At 62.2% G+C, this 22,314-nt stretch carries 20 protein-coding genes; 7 read left to right on the top strand and 13 right to left on the bottom strand.

Annotated features, from left to right (window positions below; all coding sequences use genetic code 11):
* Positions 1-19 precede the first annotated feature (19 nt).
* The 5 genes from JMV15_RS11320 (at position 20) to JMV15_RS11300 (ending at position 5,776) form a co-directional block, all read left to right on the top strand.
* Complete coding sequence (locus tag JMV15_RS11320; protein WP_014719103.1) at positions 20-667, top strand: response regulator; 648 nt, start codon at positions 20-22, stop codon at positions 665-667.
* A gap of 198 nt (positions 668-865) precedes the next feature.
* Complete coding sequence (locus tag JMV15_RS11315; RefSeq protein WP_014719104.1) at positions 866-1,468, top strand: fimbrial protein; 603 nt, start codon at positions 866-868, stop codon at positions 1,466-1,468.
* 75 nt (positions 1,469-1,543) lie between these two features.
* Entirely contained in the window at positions 1,544-2,284 is a 741-nt protein-coding gene (locus JMV15_RS11310) for a fimbrial biogenesis chaperone (RefSeq protein WP_014719105.1), read from the top strand.
* A gap of 85 nt (positions 2,285-2,369) precedes the next feature.
* Positions 2,370-4,880 (top strand): fimbria/pilus outer membrane usher protein, encoded by a 2,511-nt coding sequence (locus JMV15_RS11305; RefSeq protein ID WP_014719106.1) that lies wholly within the window; start codon positions 2,370-2,372, stop codon positions 4,878-4,880.
* 59 nt (positions 4,881-4,939) lie between these two features.
* Entirely contained in the window at positions 4,940-5,776 is an 837-nt protein-coding gene (locus tag JMV15_RS11300; RefSeq protein WP_201491489.1) for a 5'-nucleotidase, lipoprotein e(P4) family, read from the top strand.
* Between the two features lie 147 nt (positions 5,777-5,923).
* Here the strand turns inward: JMV15_RS11300 and gspD are convergent, their stop codons facing one another.
* From gspD to JMV15_RS11240, 12 genes are all read right to left on the bottom strand, one after another.
* The gene (gene gspD / locus JMV15_RS11295) at positions 5,924-8,050 is read right to left on the bottom strand and encodes a type II secretion system secretin GspD (protein WP_201491487.1); all 2,127 of its coding nucleotides are present in this window, start codon (positions 8,048-8,050) and stop codon (positions 5,924-5,926) included.
* A gap of 5 nt (positions 8,051-8,055) precedes the next feature.
* Positions 8,056-8,556, bottom strand: coding sequence for a general secretion pathway protein GspN (locus JMV15_RS11290; protein WP_038450666.1), 501 nt, complete (start codon positions 8,554-8,556; stop codon positions 8,056-8,058).
* Entirely contained in the window at positions 8,553-9,155 is a 603-nt protein-coding gene (gspM, locus tag JMV15_RS11285) for a type II secretion system protein GspM (RefSeq protein WP_032902001.1), read from the bottom strand. Before gspM ends, JMV15_RS11290 begins: the two co-directional genes overlap by 4 nt.
* The gene (locus JMV15_RS11280; protein WP_038450668.1) at positions 9,130-10,122 is read right to left on the bottom strand and encodes a PilN domain-containing protein; all 993 of its coding nucleotides are present in this window, start codon (positions 10,120-10,122) and stop codon (positions 9,130-9,132) included. The genes gspM and JMV15_RS11280 overlap by 26 nt, the downstream gene beginning before the upstream one ends.
* The gene (locus JMV15_RS11275; RefSeq protein WP_014719112.1) at positions 10,119-10,820 is read right to left on the bottom strand and encodes a hypothetical protein; all 702 of its coding nucleotides are present in this window, start codon (positions 10,818-10,820) and stop codon (positions 10,119-10,121) included. Before JMV15_RS11275 ends, JMV15_RS11280 begins: the two co-directional genes overlap by 4 nt.
* Entirely contained in the window at positions 10,817-11,425 is a 609-nt protein-coding gene (locus tag JMV15_RS11270) for a prepilin-type N-terminal cleavage/methylation domain-containing protein (RefSeq protein WP_038450670.1), read from the bottom strand. The genes JMV15_RS11275 and JMV15_RS11270 overlap by 4 nt, the downstream gene beginning before the upstream one ends.
* A complete protein-coding gene (locus JMV15_RS11265; protein ID WP_014719114.1) occupies positions 11,422-11,754 on the bottom strand; it encodes a type II secretion system protein in 333 nt (110 codons plus the stop codon). Before JMV15_RS11265 ends, JMV15_RS11270 begins: the two co-directional genes overlap by 4 nt.
* Positions 11,751-12,176, bottom strand: a complete 426-nt coding sequence (locus tag JMV15_RS11260) for a GspH/FimT family pseudopilin (RefSeq protein ID WP_038450672.1) — start codon at positions 12,174-12,176, stop codon at positions 11,751-11,753. The genes JMV15_RS11265 and JMV15_RS11260 overlap by 4 nt, the downstream gene beginning before the upstream one ends.
* Positions 12,177-12,183: 7 nt before the next feature.
* Complete coding sequence (gene gspG, locus JMV15_RS11255; RefSeq protein WP_038450674.1) at positions 12,184-12,594, bottom strand: type II secretion system major pseudopilin GspG; 411 nt, start codon at positions 12,592-12,594, stop codon at positions 12,184-12,186.
* 20 nt (positions 12,595-12,614) lie between these two features.
* Entirely contained in the window at positions 12,615-13,811 is a 1,197-nt protein-coding gene (gspF, locus tag JMV15_RS11250; protein ID WP_038450676.1) for a type II secretion system inner membrane protein GspF, read from the bottom strand.
* Positions 13,808-15,475: a type II secretion system ATPase GspE gene (gene gspE / locus JMV15_RS11245; RefSeq protein WP_230957573.1), complete on the bottom strand. Its 1,668-nt coding sequence runs from the start codon at positions 15,473-15,475 to the stop codon at positions 13,808-13,810. The genes gspF and gspE overlap by 4 nt, the downstream gene beginning before the upstream one ends.
* 255 nt (positions 15,476-15,730) lie before the next feature.
* Positions 15,731-16,771, bottom strand: coding sequence for a LacI family DNA-binding transcriptional regulator (locus JMV15_RS11240; protein WP_019821135.1), 1,041 nt, complete (start codon positions 16,769-16,771; stop codon positions 15,731-15,733).
* Positions 16,772-16,968: 197 nt separating this feature from the next.
* Here JMV15_RS11240 and JMV15_RS11235 point away from each other — a divergent pair, with 197 nt between their 5' ends.
* Positions 16,969-19,161: a TonB-dependent receptor gene (locus tag JMV15_RS11235; protein WP_038450678.1), complete on the top strand. Its 2,193-nt coding sequence runs from the start codon at positions 16,969-16,971 to the stop codon at positions 19,159-19,161.
* 1 nt (position 19,162) lies between these two features.
* On the top strand, positions 19,163-20,494 hold the full coding sequence (locus JMV15_RS11230) for an LLM class flavin-dependent oxidoreductase (protein ID WP_014719120.1): 1,332 nt from the start codon (positions 19,163-19,165) through the stop codon (positions 20,492-20,494).
* A gap of 40 nt (positions 20,495-20,534) precedes the next feature.
* On the opposite strand, the gene aqpZ is transcribed toward JMV15_RS11230, so the two are convergent.
* The gene (gene aqpZ / locus JMV15_RS11225) at positions 20,535-21,227 is read right to left on the bottom strand and encodes an aquaporin Z (RefSeq protein ID WP_014719121.1); all 693 of its coding nucleotides are present in this window, start codon (positions 21,225-21,227) and stop codon (positions 20,535-20,537) included.
* Positions 21,228-22,314 lie beyond the last annotated feature (1,087 nt).

Genomic DNA, 22,314 nt, shown 5'->3' with positions numbered 1-22,314 from the left:
GCACTACGGACGGCCCTTTATGAAAAAATTCAACGTGGTAATCGCGGACGATCACCCGATCGTGTTGCTTGGCGTTCGCGAACTGGTAGAGCGTGACATGCGCTTTCAAGTCGTCGGCGAGGCCGTGTGTTCGGCCGGCCTGATCGAGTTGTTGCAGCATCAAGGCGCTGACATCGTGATTACTGACTACAACATGCCGGGCGACTCGCCTTATGGCGATGGCCTGAAGCTGGTGGAGTACCTCAAACGGCACTTCCCGCAGGTACAGATCCTCATCCTGACCATGATCTCCAATCACCTGATTCTCACCCGCCTGCAAGAGCTGGGCGTGGTCGGCATCATCCAGAAAAGCCAGTTGCATACCGAGATTCAACTGGCACTCAAGGCGATCGCCCAAGACAGCGACTATCGCAGCCTGGAGCCGCCAAAGACCTCGGTGATAGAGACCCTCACGGCAATTGACGAGCGCTTTACAAGTTTGTCACCCAAAGAGTTCGAGATCCTGCGCCTGTTTATTTCCGGCATGAGCGTGAGTGAAATTGCGCGCCGCCAGAACCGAAGTTCAAAGACCATCAGCGCACAAAAAGTATCGGCCATGCGCAAACTTGAAGTGAGCAGCGACCAGGACCTTCTTGCTTATTGCCTGGAACGTAACATCTTCAACTAACGCATAACTTGCAAGCCATTTCTGGACAATGGCTTCGACCTTTGTTTTCTGGCTCTTCACTGCTGCAACCGTGCAAACAACCTGCCCGCCCCAGCGCTTATAAGAATCGTCTTATTCGCTCCTGCCGCCTCGTCGCCTACTCTTTGCTCGCAGTTCAACAACAGCACTTTTTTCCAACTAAACCTTACGGACATCATCATGAAGAAGTTTTCCCTGGCTGTTATCGCCTCGGCTATTATCGCGGCCTCCGGCAGTGCATTCGCCGAGGGTGAAGCAGCAGCGCCAACCCTGGGCGGCAGCGGCAAAATCACCTTCACCGGCGTGATCAACAACGACGCGTGCTCGGTGGACGGCGCCAACTCCGACCGCACCATTTCGGTGGACATGGGCAACGTTTCGATCAAGGACATGGGCACCGCGGAAAACCCAACCGCAGGTCGTGTGACCGCCAAAGACTTCAACCTGAACGTCAACTGCAACCAGGGCACCAAGGTCGCCATGATCTTTGACGCCAACAACGGCGGTTCCGGCCTGGTCACCGGCAAAAAAGTACTGGCCCTGAACCCGGGTTCGGCCACCGCACAAAACGTCGGTATTGCCCTGCTGGACAGCAAGGGCAGTCTGATTGACCTCAGCTCGCCAAGCACCGCACGCATTGAAAGCACCATGCACGGTGCCGGTACTGAAGGCGGCGACGCCACCCTGAGCTTCGCGGCCGCCTACGTCACTACCGCAGCGGCGGGTTCATCGACCGCCGGTCGCGGTGACGCCACCCTGCCGTTCATCCTGCAATACGAATAATTCGGCGCCCCGGGCACCGAACGCGCGAGGCCTTGCGGCCTCGCCATTGTCTTCTGATTACACCGGATAACCCTCATGCCGCCTCGTTCTATCGCCGCATGTCTGGGGCTGCTGGGCTTGCTCATGGCTACCCAGGCCGCCGCCAGCATTTCATTGAATGCCACCCGTATCGTGTTTGACGGTGACCACAAGGAAGCCAACATCACCGTGCGTAACGGTAACCAGGATGTATTGATTCAATCCTGGGTCGACATGAACGACGCCAGCGCCAGCCGTGCACCGTTTGCCGTCACCCCGCCACTGGCCCGGGTATTCGCCAAGGAACAACAACTGCTGCGCATTCTGTATGAGGGCACCGGCATGCCCACGGACCGCGAGTCGGTGGTGTGGCTCAATGTGCAGGAAATCCCCCAAGCCAGCGAATCCGAGAACACCTTGCAGTTGGCCATCCGCCAACGCATCAAGATTTTTTACCGCCCTGCCGGCCTTACCGGCAGTGCGCTGCAAGCCCCTGCACAGCTTGAATGGACGCTGGCCAAACACGGCAGCCAAACCCTGTTGCAGGTGAAAAACCCGACGCTGTACCACGTGTCCATGGCCGACATCAAAGTGCAGGCGGTAGTGGCCAGCGACTCCACCATGATTGCACCCGGCGAACAAAAACAGTTTGCGCTCAGTGCTCCAGTTGCCAGCGGGCCGGTGCGGTTGTCGTTTTCCAGCATCAATGATTACGGCGCGCAGAATCACTACAGCGCGCCACTGTCTAGCGGCACTGCGCTACCGGCGTATGCGACTGAATCGCGACTTAACCCCTAAGCACTTTCGCTAACTCACAAGCTCACTTCGCGTGCGTGTTTGCGTGCCCGACTGTCCGTCAATCAGGGATGTCATAGGTCTTCGCATGTCTTTTCTTTCCAGCAACAGGCCCGCACGTGGCGTATTGAAGTTGAAGACGCTGTCGCTGGCGATTGCTGCCAGCTTGCCCAGTCTGACCATGGCCGATGACGCTGCGCAAACCTTCAACACCACCTTCCTGCAAGGCTCGCAGTCGCCGGTGGACTTGCAGCAATTGCTCTCGGCCAACAGCGTGCTGCCGGGCAATTACCGCGTCGACCTGTACAGCAACAAAATGCTGGTGGGCCGACGCGATATCGATTTCAAGCGCAACCCGAAAAACGGTCGTGTAGAAGCCTGCCTGACCCTCGACCTGCTCAAGCAACTGGGTATCGACCTGCACCGTTTGCAGGCCGAGGGCAAACTTGACCCGCAGCAGCCGCAGGACTGCTACGCCCTTACCGACATGATCGAAGACGCCAGCGTGCGCTACGACAGCAGCCGTCTGCGCCTGCTCGCAAGCATCCCGCAGGTGGCGATGCAGCGTGGCTTGCGCGGGTATGTCGACCCACAGTTGTGGGACGACGGTGTGCCCGCCGCCTTCATCAACTACCAGCTCAACAGCAGCCGCACCGCCGGCGACTATAAAACCCGCATTGCCAATAACCTGGGCCTGCGCAACGGCATCAACCTGGGGGCCTGGCGCCTGCGCAACGAGTCGAACCTGAGCGGCGGCACCGATCGCTCGAACACCTTCACCAGCAACCGCACTTACTTGCAGCATGACGTCACCGCGATCAAGGGCCAGTTCAGCGCCGGTGAGATTTTCTCCGACACTGACCTGTTCGACAGCGTGCGCTATCGCGGGGTCAAGCTCGCCTCTGATGATGGCATGCGCGCCGACAGCGAGCGCGGCTATGCACCCGTAATCCGTGGGGTGGCGCAGACCAACGCGACGGTGGAAATCCGCCAGAACGACTACATCCTCTACACCGCCAACGTCGCGCCAGGCCCGTTCGAGATCAACGATATCTACCCCAGCGGCTCCAACGGTGACCTGCAAATCACCGTGATTGAAGCCGACGGCACGCGCCGGGTGACGATGCAGGCGTTCTCCAGCCTGCCGATCATGGTGCGCGAAGGCCAGGTGAAATACAGCGTCTCGGCGGGCACGTTCAAAAGCAATGCCGATGGCCTGGCCTCCCCGCGCTTTCTCAGCGGTACGCTGGCCTACGGCTTGACCAGCAACCTCAGTGGGATTGTCGGTGTGCAAGCCAGTGAGGACTACAGCGCGCTGTCGATCGGCGCCGGCCGGAACACCTCGTTCGGTGCGTTCTCCCTGGATACCACCCATTCGTCCAGCAAGGCCCAGGGGCGAACCTCCCAGGGCAGCAGCGTACGCGCCTTGTACGCCAAGACCTTTGCCGGCACCGATACCAACTTCACCCTGGCCGCCTATCGCTACTCCACCGAGGGCTATCGCACCCTCACCGACCATGTGGAAGACAGCAGCGAAGACCTGCGCGTACGCACCGGCCACTCGAAAACCCGCACCGACCTGACCATCAACCAGAGCATCGGACGCAACAGCGAATTCGGCAGCCTGTATGTGAACGCCAGCGACCAACGCTACTGGAATCGGGGCGGCTCCCAGAGCTTTTCCGCGGGCTACACCGGCAACTGGGGCGACCTGAGCTACAACCTTGGCGTGACGCGCACCAAGCAGATCGTCACCTGGGGCGAGCCGAGCAGCGACACGCAGGTGAACCTGTCGGTGTCTTTCCCGCTGGGCAGCCAGGCCCGCGCGCCACGGGCGTTTGTCACCACCAGCCACCAACGTGGCGATACCACCACCCAAGCGGGCATCAATGGCTACGTGGCCGATACCAGCGACACTTTCTATTCGGTGCAGGCCGGCCACAGTGACACCAGCGGCGACTCAGGCTCGGTGAACATCAACAGTCGCACCGCCGTGGCAGACGTCAGCCTCGGTTACAGCCAGGGCCAGGGCTACAACTCACAGAACTTCAACCTCGCAGGCTCCGTGGTGGCTCATGCGGGTGGCGTCAACCTGGGGCAGACGGTCAGCGAGACCTTCGCCCTGGCCGAAGTACCAGGCGTCTCTGGGGCCAAGATCAGCAGCTACAGCGGGGTGGAAACCGGTTACAACGGCTATGCGGTGGTGCCCACTGCGCAACCTTACCGGGTCAACTGGATCAGCCTGGACACTCGCGATCTGGGAGGCGACGTGGAAATCACTAACGCCACCCAGCAGCTGGTGCCGCGCCGTGGCGCCATCGTGGTGGCGCATTACAGTGGCACTAGCGGGCGTCGCGTATTGTTTGAGTTGTTTGATGCCCAGCATCAACCGCTGTCGTTTGGTGCCTCACTGGAAGACGCCAATGGCAAGCAGTTGGCGATTGCCGATCCGAATGGCAATGCCTTGGCACTGGTGGAAGAGGATCAGGGCACGCTGATCATCAAGTGGGGTGAGCAGCATTGTCGTGCCACCTATGCGTTACCACCGCAGAACAAGGCGCTGAACTATGAGCGCCAGTCACTGGTGTGCACGCCTTGATTGTGCGGGTAATTGCGCTACTGTGCTGACCACGCGCCTACCCTCTGCGAGACTTGCTCATGCGTAACTTGTTATTCGCCAGTGTCTGCCTGTTGACCACCGCTCTGGCAGGCTGCCAGCAAACACCCCCGGCCAACGACCAACTCGATGCAGTGCTCTGGACCCAGACGTCCATCGAGCACGAACTGATCTACCGCCAGCTCTTCGCCAATGCCACCCGCCAACTGGATGTTGCCCTCGCCGACCCGAGCTGGGACGCCCTGCCTTTTGCCCCACGCAACCTGGCCGGCCTGCCCCCGGCGGTGGTGGTGGACATCGACGAAACGCTGTTGGACAACGTGCCCCTCAACGCCCGCGACATCATCAATAATCAGGTCTATTCCTATGATCGCTGGAACACCTGGGTCGACCAGGCCAAGGCCCAGGCACTGCCAGGCTCGGTGGCGTTCCTGCAGGCGGCCCGGCAAAAAGGCATCCAGGTTTACTACCTCACCAACCGAGAACACAGCCAGGTCGCGGCCACGGCCAAAAACCTGCGTTTGCGCGGTTTCCCGATTGAGAGCGACGCACAGATCCTGGCGGCCAGCACCCCCACCGGCCACTGCGAAAGCGCGGGCTACGGCAAGCAGTGCCGCCGTCAGTGGGTCGCCAGGCATGCCCGCGTGCTGTTGATGGCCGGAGACTCCCTGGGCGATTTCGTGCAGGCCGAGCACAACACCCTGGATGCACAACGCAAGGCCGTCGAACCCTATGTGAATTGGCTAGGCCAGCGTTGGTTCCTGCTGCCCAACCCCAGCTACGGCAACTGGTACAGCGCGCCGTATGGGGATGATGAGAGCTTGCCGTTTGCGCAGAAACGCAAGCTCAAGCAGCAGGCGTTGCTGTTGCAGCAATAGGGTGACGCCCTGCCGTGATGATCGTTCCCACGCTCTGCGTGGGAATACATCCTGTGACGCTCCGCGTCACGTTGTGCAGATGGGACGGGGAGCGTCCAGGGCGGCATTCCCACGCAGAGCGTGGGAACGATCAATGTGGGAGAGGGCTTATTGGGCGGGTCGCAACAACTGCATCTGCTGGCGATAATCATCCGTCACCTGCCGCGCCTGGCTGCTGCTGGTAATCACCCTCGGCGTAATCAGCACAATCAGCTCCGTGCGGTCCTTGGACTTGCCGGTATTGCCAAACAACCAGCGCAACCCCGGAATCTTCGCCAGGTAAGGCACGGCACTGACGCCCTCAGCGTTGTCCTGCTTGATCAATCCGCCGAGCAATACCGTCTGGCCACTCTGCACCGCCACCTGGGTGGACACCGAGCGCGTGGAGATACGCGGGTTCACCGGCGTCTCACTGTTCCCCGTCGGGTTCTGGGCATCACTGACCTGTTGCTGGATATCCATGTACACCAGCCCACCCGGATTGATGCGCGGCACCACATCCAGAATCACCCCCGTCTGCACATATTCCACACTGCTCAAGGTGGTGTCGGCGTCCCCGGTATTGACGGTGGTCTGGCTGATGGGAATGTTGTCCCCCACCTGGATCTGCGCCGGCTGGTTGTTCATCACCACCAGCGATGGCGCCGATAGCACCTGGGTGCGGCCGTTGGTCTCCAGGGCGTGCAGGGCCACTTGCAGGTTGGAACTGACGAAGGAGTAGAACAACGAGTCCGCCGCCCCCAGCCCTGCCCCGCCACCGCCCAAGGCGCCTTGGCTGCCGGAAGCATTGGCCACCGTGGTGCTGGTGGAATTGCCGGCCAGGCGGCCCAGGTACCACTGCACCCCCAGGTCCAGTTCGCCGGTGAGTTTGACCTCCAGGATGCGCGTCTCGATCTGCACTTGCAGCGGTGGGTTGTCGAGGCGTTTGATCGCCGCTTCGATCTCTTTCCATTGCGCCGGGCGGGTGCGTACCAGCAGTTGGTTGCTGCTCTTTTGCGCGGTGATGCGCGTGCCCGCTTCGAGGTCGCTGGTGGGCGATGCCTGGGTGTTTTCGGCAGGCTCGGATTCAGGTTCTTCGGCTGCGGGCACCGGGGCGCTCGCCTGCAAACCGGCACTGGTGGACGAGGACAGGGTGGTGGTACGCAAGCCCGGCGCGACCTTCGCCGGGGCATCATCCTTGATCGCGCCATTGCCGTAAATCTGCCGCAGGTACTTGGCCAGATCAGCGGCCTTCATATTGCGCACGTCGTACACATACATCTGCGGCTCGTTACCGCCGCCCTCGTCGATGGTGCGGATCCAGTCGCCCACTTCGCTGAGGTACTGGGGCTGGGAAGAAATCGCCACCACCGAGTTGGTGCGCTCGACCGGCAAGAACCGCAGCATGCCGGCCAGGGGTGTGCCACTGTCCGCGCCGAACATGGCTTGCAGCTCGGGCATCAGCTCGGCCACCGAGGCGCGTTGCAGGCCGAACACCGCCACCGACATGCCCTTGAGCCAGTCCACGTCGAAGGTGTCGATGGTGTCCTGGTAGTTGGCCAGTTCGTCGGGCGTGCCGGCCAGGCTCAGGACATTGCGCGCCGGGTCCACCAACAAAAAAGCGTTTTCACGGGCGAAGGGTTTGAGCAGTTTCTGCATCTCGGTGGCCGAGATATAGCGCAGTGAAAACAGACGTGCCGAGAGGCCGCTGGCCGGTTGCGCCACGCGCATCTGCGGCACCAGCTTGCCCGCCACTGCCTGGTTGGCCGGCAGGATCACATAGCGGTTGCCCTGCTTGATCATGGCGTTGTCGGTCCAGGATAGCAGGGTTTCGAGAATCGACAGCGCCTGCTGTTTGTCCACGGGTTTGGAGGTGGAGAAGCTGACAGTGCCCTTCACGCCCTCGGCGATGCTGTAGTTCTCGTGCAACAGGTCGCCCATCACGCTGTTGATCACGGCCTCGATGGGCTGGTCGGCGAAGTTGAACACGATGTCGCCCCCCTGCTGCGGCACGTTTGCCGGCGCTGCGGGCTGGCGCACAAACGCTTGATTGCCACGAATCAGCTGGCGCTGCGGCGGAGCCTGGGTGGCAGGTGGAGGGCTTTCGGCCACAGGCGCCTGAAGCGCCGGGCGTTGTGTGCCGGTGCCCTGCAGGGCCTCGTGCAGCAGGTCGTCGTCCGGGTCGAGGGTGTCGGGCAAAGAGCCACAGCCGCTCAGGGAGACGGCGGTAGCCAGGCAAAACAGCGAAGTGCGCATATCAATCAAGGGAGAGACTCGCGGGGATGTGAGATCAGGGGTAACCGCTTACCGTAGAGGCTCAGGGTCTGGGTGCGCCCGTCCAGGGCAAAACGAGCGTATTGCGGGGTCAGGTGTTCCAGGCGCCAGCCGTTGGGCAACGCCTGGCCCAAGCGCACCGTGAGCGTTGGGCCACCGGCTTGCTTGAGCATGGCCATTTGCAGGTTGCCGGTGATCATGATGCCGCTGAGGGTCAGGTTGGCCAGGCTCGCCACCTGGGTTTTACCCACCTCCAGGTCCGGGCGGCGATCCGGGCTGAACAGCGGCGCTTGCCAGGTACCGGCAAGGTCTCGCAACGCCGGCGTGGGAGCGGCCTGCACCTGGAACGAGGGTGGCGCGTGCACCGGCGCATCGGGTAACCACCGCGGGGCATCGCCGATGCTGCTGAGGATCATCGCCATCAACAATCCCAAGAGCCCGGCCACGCCGAGCCAGCCCCATTCAAGAGGACGCAATGGGCCGATCATGGTGCCACCCGCGCCGGTTGCAGGTAGCCGCGCACCAGCAGTTGCACCGCCAGCTTGCCTGCCCCACCACTGGCTGGCGCCTGTTTGTCGCGACGAATATGCAGCTCATCGACGAACAGAAAAGGCGGCTGATATTCCAGCCCATGCAGGATCGCGGTCAGCGGTTCGATGGCGCAATTGAGCGTGAGGCTGACCTTGACCTGACGATAGGGCTCGCTGTCGTTTTGTTCAGGCGTGATCGGCTTGCGCTGGGTGAGGTTGCAGCCGCCGCCGAGGTTGGCGTGGCTGTTGATCAGGTCGGCAAGACGCTGCATCAGGTCGGCGGCGACCACGTCCGGGTCGTCCCCCGGCAACAGGCTGGCGCTGCTGGCCGGGTCTTGCTGTGCCTGCGCCAGCTGTTCGCGCAAGGCATCGCCCTGGCGTATGACGCTGGCATAGCGCTGCTGCTGTTCACGCAACTGTTCGGCCTGTTCACCCATGGCCCGCAGCGGCCCGGCGAACCAGCTGTCGATCAACAGCCAATAGGCCGCGCCGAGCACCAACGCCAGGGTCAACAAGGCGGCGCCGCGGCGTTCACGGCGTGTGAGGGGTCGGCGCATCGGCGGCCTCCTGGCGTAAGTGGGCACGCAAGGCAAACTGGTCCTTGCCGGTGCGTGCGTCGGGTTGGATCACCCCTTCGAACTGCGCGTTGTCCAAGCGCTGGCAGCCTTTGATGCGGCTGATCAGGCCACTGGCCTTGGCGCTCTGGCCGGAAAAGCTCACCTCGCCGTCCTTGACGTCCAATTGGTCGAGCCAGGTGTCGGCGGGCAGACAGCTGGTCAAGTCATTCATTAGGCCGGCCAGGGGGGGTTGCGCCCGTTTGCGCTGGGACAGGTACTGCGCCGCACCACGGGTGTTGAGCAGTTGCTGGCGCAGGGCGTGCACCTGCGCGACCTCGGCTTTTTGCTGTTGAACAGTGGCGTGCATGCTATCGAGTACCCGCTGGCGATCGTTGAGCCACAACAGCATCGCCGCAATCAGCAACGCGCCGCACAACCACGGCAGGCTGCGCTGCAATTGCTTGCCGGCAGAACGTGAACGCGGGCGCAACGGCGCGGGCAGCAGGTCGATACCCAGGCCCGCCGCGTCCACACGGTGTGGGTACAGGCCGAGGGCGGCACAGTCAGTGAGGACCTGGTCCAGGCGCTCGCGCAGGATCGCCACCACCCTCACCTCCAGGTGGCTGGGCGTGCGCTGCTCCAGGCGGGCGACAAAGTAGAGCTGCTCGGCGTTGAACGGGGTATAGCGGTCCAGTTCATAGCCAACCACCTCCACGAGGTTGCGCGCGGCAGCCAGAGGCAGTTGCACGCTTTGCTGCAACACAGCATCAGGAGCAAGCATCAGCACCTGGCGCGCATTGCCTGGCACCACCGGTGCCGTGAGCGGCCAGTGATGAACGTGCTCGGGCGGGTCCTGGAACGCCAGCCACTTCGGCACACAGCCGCGTAACTCTGTGAGCCACAGGCGCCAGCCTTGTTGCAGCAGGCTGCCGCGCCAATAGCGGGCAATTGGTTCGAGTTGAATCATTCTTGCCACCGCACCACCCGATAGGGCTGTGCGCTGTCCTCCGCAGGGCTTAATAAAAGGGTCAGTCGCAGGCGTGCCTGATAGCCGCCGGGGCGCTCGGCGCGGCTGTCGATTTCCACGACCTGGCCGGGGTCGACGCCCTCGGCGTCCTGGCGTGGCAGGTTCAGCGCCTTGCGCATCAAGGGGCTGGCGAATGCCGAAGCGGGCCGGTCGAGGTCGCTCCACAAGGTAATTTCCGGCAGTAGTTCGCTGTAGAGCGCCTGGGTCATGCCGGGAAGTTGACGCACTTGCTCCAGTACCCGAAACGGCGCCAGGCCCTTATGGCGCCGCGTCTCAAGGGCCTTGGCCAACTGCTGGGCCTGAACCGGTGTGGCGCCGCAGGCCAGGGCCAGGCGCGTGAGGTCTTGGGGGGCAGCGTTGACCAGGTACAACTTGCCACGCTCACTGCGCAGACTGACCTGCAAGCGGGCGTCGTCGAAGGTCAGCGCCATAGAACGCCCGTCCGCCACCCACTGCCCTTGCGCCATGACCTGTGCGATACCGGCCTGGGCGGCCAATAGTGTCTGGGTATGCTGGCGCAGCCACAGCGCCTGGCGACTTTGCAGTTGCACCCACCCGGCCAGGCCACCCAGCAATACGCTGAGCAAGGCCAGCACCCACAACACCAGCAACAGGGCCGCACCGCGTTGGCGCTTCATTCTTCGCTGCTCGCGCTGGACAGGTTCAGGCGCAGCGCAACCACCTGGGCGACCCATGGCACCGGCCCGTCGACGGTGGCGTCGATGCGCACCGCTGTGGGCAAGCGCCGGGGCCAGGGCCACGGGCTCAACCAGTCGGTGGGCTGGCCCAGTGGCGAGACACCGCGATAGCTGAACTGCAGCGCCTCGACGTTGTGCAAAAGCACCTGCGGCTCATCGCGCTGCGCGTTGGCCTGCGATGCCCTCTGCGAAAAAGCCACCTGCAAATCCTGCCCGACCCGTTGGAGGGTAAAGCGCTGGATCCCCCCGCCCAATACACCGGGCAAGGTCGCCACAAATTGCAGACGCTCAGGCGTGCCGATAAAAAAACCTTCGGCCTGGCTGTCATCGTCAGTGAGCTTTAGCGGCAGCGCCTCGCTGATCGAGGTGCGCAAAAACTGTTGGGTGGCGCGCATTTCATCCAGGCTGACGGTGTAGGCCTGGGCCTTGGCCACCGCCCGATTGGCCCCCAGCAACGCTGCGCTCACCAGCAGCAACAACACCGACAGCAAGCTGAGCACCACGAGCACTTCCAGCAGGGTGAAACCCTGCTCACGGCGCTTCACAGGCGCGCCTTCAAAGTGCTGAAGTGCGCCTGATGCGCGCCTTCACGCACGTTCAGGTCAAGACGAAACAGGTGCGGCTGTTGGCGGGTGCTGGTCAGTTGCCAATGGATGCCGTCGAGTTGGCCTTGGCGGGTTCCTTCAATCAGCGGGCCGGCAGCTTCCTGGTCCAGCAGCGTGAGCGCGGCATGGGTAAGGCGGTCACTGCGGGCCACCTGGGACAAGGCGCGCGCGCTCTGGCCGAAGGCAACCAGCAACACGCTGCTGCACACCGCCATCAACGTCAGGGCGGCGAGCATTTCCAGTAAGGTGAAGCCGGCCTGGTGCTTCATGGCAGCGCCTTGGATTGCACACTGCCGGTGAGCCAGCCAATATCGATGCGCCAACGCCGGCTGCCGTTGGCCAGCAGCAGGTTGCCGCCGTTAGAACTGCCGTCGGGATAGAACACCACGGCGGACCCTGCCTGCTCGGCACTGTGCAAGGTCACTTGCACCTGCGCTGGCCACTGCTGTGACGCACGCCCTGAAGCCTGGAATGTGCGGCCCTGGAGGTCAAACCGAGTGTGCGTCGCCTGGCCGCTGACGATGGCGCTCGCGCGCGTGGCGCGCAGCGCCTCGACCATCTGCGCGACCACCCGCCGCTCCTTGGCCACCTGCAGCCCTTGCCGTACACCCAGCCCCAACAAACCCGCCGCAATGCCGATCAATAGGATGACCACCAGCATCTCCAGCAGGGTAAAGCCTCGCTGGGCCACGGGCGGGTTATTCCCAGTTGCCCAGGTCGGCACTGTAGCCCTCGCCGCCGGGTTGGCCGTCCTGGCCGTAGAAGATCAGGTCGAAGGCGCCGTGCTCACCGGGGAAGCGATAGCCAAACCCGTGGCCGAACGGGTCTTTCAGCTCCGAAGGCTTGGTGTAGGGGCCGGCCCAGTTCGAAGCACTGGCCGGCTTGTCGAGCAGCTGTTGCAGGTTGTTGGGCGGCGCGCCCACGTCCAGGGCGTAGCTGTCGATCTTCATGCTCAAACTGGCCAGTTGCGCCTTGCCCGCGCCGTACTTGCCCTTGTCCACATTGCCACCGACCTGGCGCACCACAATGGTCGCGACAATGCCCAGCAGCACGATCACCGCCAGCATTTCCAAAAGGGTGAAGCCGCCTTGGCGGTGTCGGGTTTTCATCGGTTCTGCTCCTTGAAAGTTCATATATGGCTGGTGAGGCTCATCAGCGGCAGCATGATCGCCAGCATGATCACCGCCACCAGCACCGCCATGACCACGGTCAGGGTCGGCACCATTGCCGCGAGCAAGCGTTCGATGGCGCGCTTGGCCTCGACGTCGAAGATGTCGGCGACCTTGAGCAGCATGCTGTCCAGTTCGCCGGCCTGTTCACCGACTTCGATCATGTGCAGCGCCAGCTCCGGTAGCAGCGGCTGACGGCCGAACGCATCGGCCAGGGTGCCGCCGCCCTTGACCCGTTGCGCTGCCAGCGCCACTTGCGCCTGGAGCGCACGGTTGCTGCAGACTTGCCGGGCGATCACCAGCGCGGGCAGCAGCGCCACGCCATTGCTGAGCAACGTGCCGAGGGTGCGGGTCAGGCGGGCGGCTTGCACCCGTTGCAACAGCGGGCCGATCACGCGGATGCCCAGCAGGTGACGGTCGTAACGCTCACGGCGCAGGGGGTCGCGCAGGCGCGCCGCCAGGATCCACCCACTGATCGACAACCCGGCCAGCACCACCAGGCCATAGGCACCGAGGAACTCGCCGAGCGCCAGGATCACCTGGGTGATCAGTGGAATCGGCACGCCAAGGTCCTGAAAAATCGGCACGAATTGCGGCACCACATAGGCCAGCAACAGCGCCAGGGAACCCAGTACACCCACCACCAGGAACGCCGGGTAGATCAGCGCATTGATCACCTCGCCGCGCAGTAACTGGCTGCGCTCCAGGTAGTCGCTGAGCTGGCGCAAGGTGCCCTCCAGCGCCCCGCCGGCCTCACCGGCGCGCACCATGCTCAGGTACAGCGGGGAAAACGTGCCGCCCTCCTCCTCCAGCGCCGCCGACAGCGGTTTGCCGGCCTTGACCTGGTCGCGAATGCGCTCGATCAAGGCCTGCACCTGAGGATGGCGGGCTTGCTTGAGCAACAGGTTTAAAGCGCGTTCGAGGGGCTGGCCGGCGCCCAGTAGCGTGGCCAATTGCTGGGTGAAACTCACCAGCGCTACGCCCTTCAACTGCCCACGTGCCTGGCGCAACAAGGGGCCGCTGGCCGTTTCGATGTGCAGCAACAACCACCCGCGCTGATGCAAGACGGCGACAGCGGCCGCTTGGTCAATGGCCTGCAACGTGCCGCTCTGGGCCACGCCCTGGCTGTCCAGGGCGCGGAACTTGAACAGGCTCACGCGTCATCTCCGCGGGTGACGCGCAGCACTTCTTCCAGGGAGGTGACACCGGCCAGGGCCTGGCGCAAACCGTCTTCATACAAGGTGCGCAAACCGGCGCGGCGGGCGGCGTGCTCGAGGCTGGCGGCGTCGGCGTGGCCCATCAGCAAGCCACGCAACTCATCGTTCATCACCAACAATTCAGTGAGGGCGCTGCGGCCGTGATAGTCACCGCGGTAAAGCAGGATCGGACGCTGCTCGGTCAGGCGATCCAGGCCATGCTCCTTGATCAATTCCGCTGGGGCCTGGAAGGCTACTCGCGTGGCCGGGTCCAGGCGCCGCACCAGGCGCTGGGCGAGAATACCGCTGACCGTGGAGGCAATCAGGTAGCTTTCCACGCCCATGTCCAGCAAGCGCGTGATACTCGCCGCAGCGCTGTTGGTGTGCAGGGTCGAGAGGACCAGATGGCCAGTGAGTGACGATTGGACGGCAATGCGGCAGGTTTCCAGGTCGCGGATTTCGCCGATCATGATCACGTCCGGGTCCTGGCGCACGATGGCGCGCAGCGCTCCGGCAAAGTCCAGGCCGATGGCCGGCTTGACCTGGATCTGGTTAATCCCTTCAAGCTGATATTCCACCGGGTCTTCCACGGTGATGATCTTGCGTTCAGCGGTATTGAGCTGCGACAACGCGGTATAGAGCGTGGTGGTTTTGCCCGAGCCCGTAGGCCCGGTGACCAACAGGATGCCGTGGGGCCGCGCCAATAGATCCTGGAAGGCCGCCAGGCGCGGGCCATCAAAGCCCAGGCTGGGGAAATCGAATTGCACGGTTTGCCGGTCCAACAGGCGCATCACCACCGACTCGCCGAAGCTGGTGGGCACCGTGGACACCCGCAGATCCAGCGCCTTGCCCTGGATGCGCAGCATGATGCGCCCGTCCTGGGGCAGGCGCCGTTCGGCGATGTCCAGGCGCGCCATTATCTTCACCCGCGAGATCACCGCCGCCGACGAACTGGCAGGCGGTGCTTCGGCGTCGTGCAGCACGCCGTCGATGCGGTAGCGCACCTTGAGTTGGTTTTCGAAGGGTTCGATATGGATATCCGAGGCGCGCTGTTCCACGGCGCGCTGCAGGATCAGATTGACCAGGCGAATCACTGGCGCTTCGGAGGCCATGTCCTTGAGGTGCTCGATGTCTTCCAGCACGCCGCCCTGCTCATCGAGGTTTTCGATCAGGCTGCCCATGGCGGAACGGCCCTGGCCGTAATAGCGCTCGATCAGTGTGTCGACTTCATTACGCGAACCGATGGCCAGCCAGACCGGCACCTCACAGGCATACGCCAGGGCCTGGAACGGATACCACTGCGCCGGGTTGGCGGCCATTACGCGCAACCCGCCCTGATGCCAACCCATCGGCACGACCTGGTAATGACGCATAAAGCGCTCGGTGAGCACGGGAAGCGGGTCGAGCAACGGCGGCGCCGCGTCGGCCAGCAGCAGTGGCGCATTCAGCAAATCGGCCCAGGCGCGAGCCAGTTCGACCTCGGACACCAGGCCCAGGCGCGTGAGTAAACCGAGCAGGTCGCCAGGCTCAGTGGATAAACGCTGGGCGCGTTCCAGATCAGCGATTTTGAGCCCGGCGTGCTGCATCAGCCACGCGCACACCTGGTCGGTATGCGGGATCTGCATTTTGCAAGCATCGATGGGCGCTGACGACATCATTGAGGAATATCTAACGTTGCGAAAAGTATGGCTATTTAGAACTACCGAACAATGCCATTAGTTCGCCATAGCCCAGGCAGGCGTTAGCCGGGTGTATCGACTGGAAGTTATAGCCCTAGTTCCGGACGAGGGGGTAATTAAATACAAAACATTGCCAAATGCACTGATTTAGAGCGTTGACAGCCAATAGCCACTAGTTGCACTTAGCCATAATTAAGTTGTTCAGGTGCTCTCTCGTTCAATTAACTGACAGTGCAAAAGATTCAAGCGCTCAACTTCCTCATCGGTTGCTAATACACCCAGACTTTGCAGGACGCGTGTGGCGGCGAGCACACCGATCTCCAACGCGGGTGGCTGGAGGGTGCTGAGGCTGGGCAACAACATGTGGGCAAACGGGTAATCGCCAAAACCCAATACGGCGCAGTCCTGGGGGATGCTCAGCCCGGCGCGTTGACCGGCCAGCAAACCGCCCGCGGCGAGGTTGTCATTGGCGAAGAAAATCGCATCGGGCGTGATCGCCTGCCCCATCAGCGCTTCCATGGCTTGCTTGCCGGCTTCGAAGGGCGCACGGTCGGCGTCCGGCACAAAGACCCACGGGTGCACACCCAACTCGGAGAGGGTCGCGGTAAATCCATCGCGCCGCTCCAATGCGCTGAAGTCGCCCACTGCACTGTTTTGTACGAAGGCGATGCGTCGATAGCCTTTGCCATGCAAGTAGCGCGCGGCGGTGACGCCCACTTCATAATGAGAAAACCCCACTTGCAACGGCGCGCGTTCCGGCACGTAGTCCCAGGTTTCGACGATCGGTATATCTGCCTCGGCGATCATCTTCTCGGTGCCAGGGCTGTGAAAGCGGCTGGTCAGCACCAGCGCTGCCGGCGACCAACCGAGAAAAGCGCGCACCGCGCTTTCCTCCTGCTCGACGCTGAAATAGCTGGAGGCCAGCAACAGTTGGTAGCCGTGACGATTGAGGGTGTCGCTGAAGCCCTGCAGCGTATTGGCAAAAATCGGCCCCGAGATATTCGGAGTCACCATCGCAACGATTTTGCCGCGCGCGGAGGCCAACCCGCCGGCCACCAGGTTCGGCACATACCCCAACTGCGCGACTACCTGGGCGATACGTTCACGGCGCTCGGGTGACACCTGTTCAGGTTGGTTGAAGTAACGCGACACCGTAATGGCCGACACCCCGGCCTGGCGCGCCACGGTATTGAGGGTGACGCGGCCGGCGCCCCGGCGCTTGCGCGGTTTGTGTTCGTTCACGGCAAAAACCTCAAAAAGGAATATAAAACTAATTTTTTAGTATTTGACGCTCTAAACCGACGCCTTCAATAATGCCGATGTTAGCGCTAACAAAGCGCACTGTCTGCTACTCGCTCGAGCGAATGCCCAAGACATTTTCAGGCGCTGAAGGTCGCAGAACCGCAGCGGACCAGGGTATTTTTTCGAGCGGGCACAGCATGCATAACTTTCCACGGCACACCCATTTGTTGCTTCTGGCAGGCCTCTGCGCCTTGCCCGTCTGCGGCGCTGTAGCGGCTGACGAACAGGAACCCACGCTCCAATCCGTGACAGTCACCGCTACCCGCCGCGAAGAATCGCTGCAAAAAGTCCCGGTGGCCGTCTCGGTGCTCGATGGCGAGCAACTGGAGCGTGACAATCGCAACGGGGTGGCGAGCATCGCGCAGCAAGTACCGTCGCTGAACTTTCGCACCGGCGCCTCGAACAAGGACACCTCATTGTTCGTGCGCGGCGTGGGCACCATTTCAACCTCGCCGGGCGTTGAGCCAACGGTGGCTACGGTGATCGATGGCGTGGTCTATGCACGCCCCGGCCAGGCCACACTCGACCTGTTGGATTTGGAGCGCATCGAAGTGCTGCGTGGCCCGCAAGGCACGCTGTTCGGCAAGAACGCGTCGGCCGGTGTGCTGAATATCACCAGTAAGGCGCCGACTGCCCAGACCCACGGTTTTATCGACCAGTCGTTCTACAGCGGCCATGAAAGCCGCACGCGCTTTGGCATCGGTGGCAGCCTGGTGCCGGAGGTGCTCAAGGGCTCGATCAGTACTTTGTTCGGCAGCTACGACGGTAACGTCGACAACCGCCACAACGGCCAGGAGGTCAACGGTTACAACCACAAGGGCATTCGCGGCAAGCTGGAATTCACGCCCAACGACGACGTGACACTGACCCTGATCGCCGACTACATGCAATCCCACGACGACGCGCCCAATGGCGTGGTCAGCAAGTCCCTCAGCCCGGCGTTCAGCAATGCCTTGAGACCGGTGCGCGCCTCAAGTGACAACCGCGATATCAACACCGATACCCGCAGCCATGTGGAAGACACCAACAAGGGCTTGTCGGCGCAGTTGGATTGGAATCTGGGTGACTACACCCTCACCTCAATCACCGCCTGGCGCGGCTGGGACAACACTCAATATCAGGATGGCGACCGTCTGGGCACGGTCACCGCCGCGTTCCCCGGCACCGCTGACAAGGGCGACCTGGCGTTCGACCAATACTCCCAGGAGCTGCGCCTGGCCTCGCCCAAAGGCGAGTTCCTGGAGTACGTCGGCGGCCTGTTCTACATGCATGGCAAGGATGAGGAGACCTATCAGCGCACCCTCACCACCACGACGCGGGTCGATAGAGGCATTGCCGACTACAGCACCACCAGCGACAGCTACGCGGTGTTCGGCGAGACCACGCTCAACTTCACCTCGCGCTTTCGCGGCATCGCCGGGTTGCGTTACACCCATGACGACTTGCAGTACGACCATCGCCGCGTGTCCACCTCTGCCACTACCGTCAGCGGCATTCAACCGGCGACGTCGAGTTCCGGTTCGGTAGACGAGGATGGTTGGTCCGGTCGGCTGGGCGTGCAGTACGACCTCAGCGACAACATCACCAGCTACCTCACCTACTCACGTGGCTACAAAGGCCCGGCCTACAACGTGTTCTTCAACATGCAGCCGCGCGATACCGACGCGCTCAAGCCGGAGACCTCCAATACCTGGGAAGCCGGAATCAAGGCCACGGCCTGGAACAACCGCCTGACCACCAACCTGGCGGTGTTCCACAGTGACTACGACAACTACCAGGCCAACTTTTTTGACACGGTTGCCGGCCAAGTCGTGACGCGCCTGATCAACGCCGGCAGCGTCAGCACCGAAGGCGTCGAGCTCGATTACGCCCTGCAAGCCACTCAGCAACTCAAGCTCTCCGGCGCCCTGGCCTATACCCGAGCGCGCATCGATCAGTTCGCGTGCCCGCCAGGCGCAGCAGCAACCTGCAACGTCAATGGCAAACCACTGCCGTTCAGCCCGGACTGGAAAAGCTACGTGCGCGCCGACTACAGCATCCCTCTGGAGAACGGCCTGGATATCGAACTGGGCACTGACTACAGCTGGCAGAGCGAAGTGCAGTACGACATCAGCCAGAACCTCGACACCAAGCAAGGCGCCTACGGCCTCTGGAACGCCAGCGTGGCCCTGGCCGACTACACCAATGGCTGGCGCGTGGCGCTGTTGGCGAAGAACCTCGCTGACAAATCCTACTCACCGCTGCTGGCCAGCGGCGGCAACTACATCTACCGCGCCGTGCCTCGTGACGATGAGCGTTACTTCGGCGTGCAACTGCGCAAGGATTTCTAGCATGGGCCGTCAACTCAAACTCGGCGCCTTCCTGATGGCCACCGGGCACCATGTGGCCGCCTGGCGCCACCCCGACGTACCGGCGAACGCTGGCCTGGACTTTGCCCACTACAAGCATTTGGCACGGGTGGCGGAAGCGGCGAAGTTCGACGCCCTGTTCGTGGCCGACAGCATTGCCGCCGCCACCGGCGAGGTCGCCAGCCAGATGGCGCGCTCGGATCATTTCGAGCCGCTCACCCTGCTCTCGGCCCTCAGTGCCGTGACCGAACATATCGGCCTGATCGCCACCGCCACCACCAGCTATAACGAGCCGTACCACGTGGCGCGCAAATTCGCCTCGCTGGATCACCTCTCCGGCGGTCGCGCAGGCTGGAACCTGGTGACCTCGGATAACGCGGCCGAGGCGCTGAATTTCGGTCGCGACGAGCACCTGGGGCATGCCGAACGCTACAGCCGCGCACGGGAATTTCATCAGGTGGTGACGGGGCTGTGGGACAGCTGGGACGACGACGCCTTCGTGCGCGACAAGGCCAGCGGGCGCTATTACGAGCCAAGTAAGCGCCATGTGCTGGACCATGTGGGCGAACACTTCCGAGTCAAAGGCCCCCTGAACGTGGCGCGCTCGCCCCAGGGCCAGCCTTTGATCGTGCAGGCTGGTTCCTCGGAAACCGGTCGTGAACTGGCCGCGCAGACCGCCGAAGTGGTGTTTACCGCGCAGACCTCATTGGCCGACGCGCAGGCCTTCTATAGCGACCTCAAAGCTCGCCTGGGCCAATACGGGCGCGAGGCCGACTCGCTGAAAATCATGCCGGGCGTGTTTGTGGTGGTGGGGCAAACCGAAGCCTTGGCCCAGGCCAAATTCGAAGCGTTCCAGGCGCTGGTCGAACCCGAGGTGGGGGTGGCGTTGCTGGGGCGCATGTTGGGTAATTTCGACCTGTCCGGCTACCCCCTGGATGGGCCGCTGCCCGAGTTACCCTTGACCGACAGCGGTCAACGCAGCCGCCAGCAACTGCTGAGTGAACTGGCCCAGCGCGAACACCTGACATTGGCGCAACTGGGCCGACGCATTGCCGGTGGCCGCGGTCATTACAGCGTGATCGGCACGCCGATTCAGATCGCCGATGAACTGCAGCGCTGGTTCGAAGAAGGTGCGGCGGATGGCTTCAATATTCTGGTACCGCACCTGCCGGGCGGGCTGGAGGATTTTGCCCGCCTGGTCATTCCCGAATTACAGCGACGCGGCTTGTTTCGTCGCGAATACACCGGCACCACACTGCGTGAAAACCTTGGTTTGGCGCGCCCGGGCAACCGTTACAAGGCGGCTCGATCATGAAGAACACGGCCAGCTCGCCGAGCAAAGGTGGCCTGAGCGATTACTGTTTTGTCGCCAACACGAACCTGTGCACCAGCCCACCACACACGCCACCGAGCAAAGGCACCACCCAGAACACCCACAACTGGGCTATCGCCCAATCGCCTTGAAACAGTGCCACGCCCGTACTGCGCGCCGGGTTAACCGATGTATTGCTCACCGGAATGCTGATCAGGTGAATCAAGACCAGGGCGAACCCGATGGCCAGCGGCGCAAAACCGGCCGGCGCCTTTTTATCGGTAACACCCAGGATAATCAGCAGGAAAAACGCCGTGAGTACAAACTCGGTGACCACCACTGACAGAAACGAGAAGCCACCTGGAGAGTGCTCACCATAACCATTGGTGGCAAACCCCGCCGACACATCAAACCCGGCCTTGCCGCTGGCGATCAGGTACAACACCCCGGCAGCTGCAATCGCGCCCAAGACCTGAGTGAGGATGTAGGGCGCCACGTCCTTGCCGTCAATCCGCCCGGCGGCGAGCAAACCCAGGGTGACCGCGGGATTGAAATGCCCGCCGGAAATATGGCCGACGGCGTAGGCCATGGTTAATACGGTTAAGCCAAATGCCAAGGCCACGCCGACAAAGCCGATGCCCAGCTCAGGGAAGGCGGCAGCCAGAACGGCACTGCCGCAACCGCCCAGTACCAGCCAGAATGTGCCGAAGAACTCGGCGGCTAGACGTTTTGTCATCAGGTAACTCCTTGAAGTTAGGTCAAAGAGTGGGAGCCTAACAACGGGGTACCGGCGTTGGATGTGGGAAATTTCCTTGGTGTGTGGTGATTATGAAAAATGGCGACGGATGCTGGGAAGGGCATTTATTCCCTGAAAAAGCCCAACCGTCACCGATTGGGCTAATTCATTGAATAATATGGTCGGGACGGAGTGACTCGAACACCCGCCCCCTGGCGCCCCATGCAAGCGGACACCTCTGCTGGTCTCGGTCGTCGACTGGGCGATTTCAACGGAAAAGGCCGCGCTGAGAACAGAGTTGATGCCGATCTGCACGCCCATCCGTATGAACCCGGAGCCGAAAGCAGCCCCGCCCGGTAAAGGCTATGGATTACCTACCAGTCGGGTTGCCTTGAGGCGAAACAATAGCCCGGCGCTGGGCCGGGCTATCGTCATTGCTACCTGCTAAGCCAGCAGGTCTGCGTCCCGCTCCCGCCACAGAGCTTCCAGCTTCGTCAGCCCCATCCCGGTAATCAGCGTCGAGCATGTTGGGATCATGGTTCACCCCGCGCTCAGCCAACCAATGCCGGGCGCCATTGGTCGACTTTTTCAACCACGCCGCAGCCAAGAGCCTCTGCCCGGACAACCCAGCGGCCAGCACCATCAAACGAGTCGAGAAGAAGCAGCGCAAGCGGCACACCGTTGAGGGCCTGAAGGCTATCAGGGAAAAGTCGCCTGCCTGGCTACAGAACGCCATCGGCCTGGCGCTTATCATCGCTCAGCGGCGGACCGACATCCTAGACATGCGTTTCGAGGGGCAGAAGATCTGCGGGTCATGCGAGCGAGGGCATGACCAAAAAATACCAGCGAGACCATGAGGAAATCATCTGGTCCGAGGCAGTTCCGGACCTGAATATCTGCGAAATCACTGGGTAGTTTTGTGCAGGTTTTGCGCAGGCACAAAAAAGCCGATTCATCTTATCGGCTTAAGTGACTGATTTTACTCAGGAATAAATGGTCGGGACGGAGTGATTCGAACACTCGACCCCTAGCACCCCATGCACGCAGTACACCTGTAAGACCTTGTTAAGTAGCTGTTTTTATTGGC

The sequence above is a fragment of the Pseudomonas paracarnis genome (assembly GCF_904063055.1).
GTDB lineage: Bacteria > Pseudomonadota > Gammaproteobacteria > Pseudomonadales > Pseudomonadaceae > Aquipseudomonas > Aquipseudomonas paracarnis.
This window is presented reverse-complemented; position numbering and strand designations above follow the sequence as displayed.

Bases quoted from the DNA above. Each gene is read 5' to 3' on its own strand.
- JMV15_RS11320 (WP_014719103.1), top strand. From the start codon at position 20: ATGAAAAAATTCAACGTGGTAATCGCGGACGATCACCCGATCGTGTTG.
- JMV15_RS11315 (WP_014719104.1), top strand. From the start codon at position 866: ATGAAGAAGTTTTCCCTGGCTGTTATCGCCTCGGCTATTATCGCGGCC.
- JMV15_RS11310 (WP_014719105.1), top strand. From the start codon at position 1,544: ATGCCGCCTCGTTCTATCGCCGCATGTCTGGGGCTGCTGGGCTTGCTC.
- JMV15_RS11305 (WP_014719106.1), top strand. From the start codon at position 2,370: ATGTCTTTTCTTTCCAGCAACAGGCCCGCACGTGGCGTATTGAAGTTG.
- JMV15_RS11300 (WP_201491489.1), top strand. From the start codon at position 4,940: ATGCGTAACTTGTTATTCGCCAGTGTCTGCCTGTTGACCACCGCTCTG.
- gspD (WP_201491487.1), bottom strand. From the start codon at position 8,050: ATGCGCACTTCGCTGTTTTGCCTGGCTACCGCCGTCTCCCTGAGCGGC.
- JMV15_RS11290 (WP_038450666.1), bottom strand. From the start codon at position 8,556: ATGATCGGCCCATTGCGTCCTCTTGAATGGGGCTGGCTCGGCGTGGCC.
- gspM (WP_032902001.1), bottom strand. From the start codon at position 9,155: ATGCGCCGACCCCTCACACGCCGTGAACGCCGCGGCGCCGCCTTGTTG.
- JMV15_RS11280 (WP_038450668.1), bottom strand. From the start codon at position 10,122: ATGATTCAACTCGAACCAATTGCCCGCTATTGGCGCGGCAGCCTGCTG.
- JMV15_RS11275 (WP_014719112.1), bottom strand. From the start codon at position 10,820: ATGAAGCGCCAACGCGGTGCGGCCCTGTTGCTGGTGTTGTGGGTGCTG.
- JMV15_RS11265 (WP_014719114.1), bottom strand. From the start codon at position 11,754: ATGAAGCACCAGGCCGGCTTCACCTTACTGGAAATGCTCGCCGCCCTG.
- gspG (WP_038450674.1), bottom strand. From the start codon at position 12,594: ATGAAAACCCGACACCGCCAAGGCGGCTTCACCCTTTTGGAAATGCTG.
- gspE (WP_230957573.1), bottom strand. From the start codon at position 15,475: ATGCAGATCCCGCATACCGACCAGGTGTGCGCGTGGCTGATGCAGCAC.
- JMV15_RS11235 (WP_038450678.1), top strand. From the start codon at position 16,969: ATGCATAACTTTCCACGGCACACCCATTTGTTGCTTCTGGCAGGCCTC.
- JMV15_RS11230 (WP_014719120.1), top strand. From the start codon at position 19,163: ATGGGCCGTCAACTCAAACTCGGCGCCTTCCTGATGGCCACCGGGCAC.
- aqpZ (WP_014719121.1), bottom strand. From the start codon at position 21,227: ATGACAAAACGTCTAGCCGCCGAGTTCTTCGGCACATTCTGGCTGGTA.